1 pseudogene is annotated in these 2,106 nt (G+C 61.6%); it reads right to left on the minus strand.

Annotation, left to right across the window (positions count from 1 at the left end):
• Window positions 1-2,106, minus strand: a pseudogene (gene rhsB, locus K0778_RS25755) (rhs element protein RhsB); the annotation flags it as partial.

A 2,106-nucleotide genomic window follows, 5' to 3' on the forward strand; every position in this document is an offset into this window, starting at 1 on the left:
GGTCAGACAGCAGGCTGTTCAGGTGCTGGCTCTGTAACTGCCCGGCAGGGGTATAAGCGGTGGTGAGTTCATAACGGCCGAAGCTGCGCAGCGTTTCCCGGTGCAGGCGGTCGCGGGTGTACTCCACCAGCGGTGTGTCGCCGAGTTTCATGCCTGCCAGGTAACCGCTGCCGTAGGTCAGCCATTCCACGGCGGGCAGGCTGTCCGGTATACAGCGGTTCGCCAGCCCCTGCGCGTTGTACGCATGTCTGGTCTCATGCTGCCAGAGCAGTGCTTCCGTCTGCGGGTGATGCACCGTCTGGCGCTCACCGGTCAGCCGGCCTTTCTCATCATACCTGTAATGCACCGCCACCCGGTGCCCTTCGCTGATATGGCTGATGTCTGTCAGCCAGCCGCGTTCGTCATACTGCCACTGCTCTGCGGTTTCACCCTTCACGGTGCGGTGAGTGAGGCGGTCTGCTTCGTCATAGTACCAGTGGGTGACCAGCCCCTCATCCTCGCTGCGGATAAGTTTGCCGGTCAGGTCGTGGTGATAACGCTGTGTGCGGCCGTCAAAGCCGGTTTCCTGTATCAGCCGGTCGAGTACATCGTAACGGAAGGTGGTGTGGCTGCCGTTTTCACTGGTCAGGCGGATGACCCGTCCGGCAGCATTGTATTCCATACTGCGCGTCAGCCCGCCCTGCGTGGTACAGATGGCCTTTCCCCACGCATCGTACTGTGTCCCGTTTCTGCTGCCGTCCGGGGCAATGACGGTGGTCAGGTCACCGGCGGCGTTGTATTCATACCGCGTTTCATGGCCCTGCGTGTCTTTCACGGCAATTAACTGTCCACGGCTGTCGTATGCGCGGTACTGGCTCAGGCCTTCCTCGCGGTGCACCGCCGTCACCTGACCAAAACGGTCATGGTCATAACGGGTTACATAACCGGAACAGTCGGTGAAGCTCAGCAACTGGCCGTAACGGCTCCACGTCATGGTTTTCCGGCTGCCGGTGGCATCTTCCGTTGCGCAGGGTAAGTCACTGTGTGGATTATCATAACGGTAGCGGGTGATATCGCCGTCAGGGGCAGTTTCCTGAATCAGACGGCCGGATTCATCATATTTGCGGCGCATTTCCAGCCCGTCTGGCCCGGTGGCTGACGTTAACTGGCTGTGGTGGTTATAGTAAAACGCCGATGCCCTGCCATCCGGCGTGGTGATGCGCGTGATGAGGCCCGTCACCACATCCGGGCTGTACTCTGTTGTCCTGCCTGCCGTATCTGTCTGTGCCTTAAGCCTGCCCACCGCATCAAACTGACTCTGCGTGACGCTGCCGTCCGCGTGTTCCTTTTTCACCACCCGCTTCAGCCCGGCTTCGCCCTGCGTGTGCAGCACTTCACGGCGGTTCAGGCTGTCGGTGATGGTGATGCGGTCCTTCTCATACTGATACGTGTAACTTAAGCCTGCCGGGTTTAGCTGTTCTGTCACCCGCCCGTCGCTGTCGTAACGGTAACGGATTTCCGGCCGGCCCGTGTGACGGTGCGCCACCATCCGGCCCCGGTATTTATCATCGTAAGTAAAGCTGCGCACCTGTTTGCCACTACGGTCATACACCACCGCCAGTTCGCCGCGTGGCGTCCAGCCATAGCGTACCAGCGGCGCGGCAGGTAAATTCTCCGGGTATTCCGGGTCGTGCGTCAGCCACACGGCAGACAGACGGATGCCGTTGTCCCGGCCATATTCGGTGTAACCCGGCAGGGTATCAGGAAAAGCGGACGGTTCCGTCCCGCCGGAAATGGCCTGCTGCCGGGCTTCTTCTGCCCGCTGCGCCTGCGTGGTCAGTACCAGCCGGAAGTGACGCCCGGCACCATCCGTCACGCCGGTGATTTCGCCGCTGAATTCACCGGCGGCTTCGCGGTGGAACGTCTGTGTGCGCCCGAAGCGGTCCACCAGCCCGGTCAGTACCCGGTACGGCGGCAGCGGCGCAGGCAGCACCTCATCCGCTTCCGGCACCCGCTCACACCAGCCGAGCAGCCACCACGGCCCCTGCGGACTGTTTGTCGCCAGATAACGATGCGGACTTAAGCGGAGTTCTTCCGGCAGCGCCTGCCAGAGTGCGGCCAGCCGGT

The organism is Escherichia sp. XD33 (genome assembly GCF_019375075.1).
Lineage (GTDB): Bacteria > Pseudomonadota > Gammaproteobacteria > Enterobacterales > Enterobacteriaceae > Enterobacter > Enterobacter flexneri_A.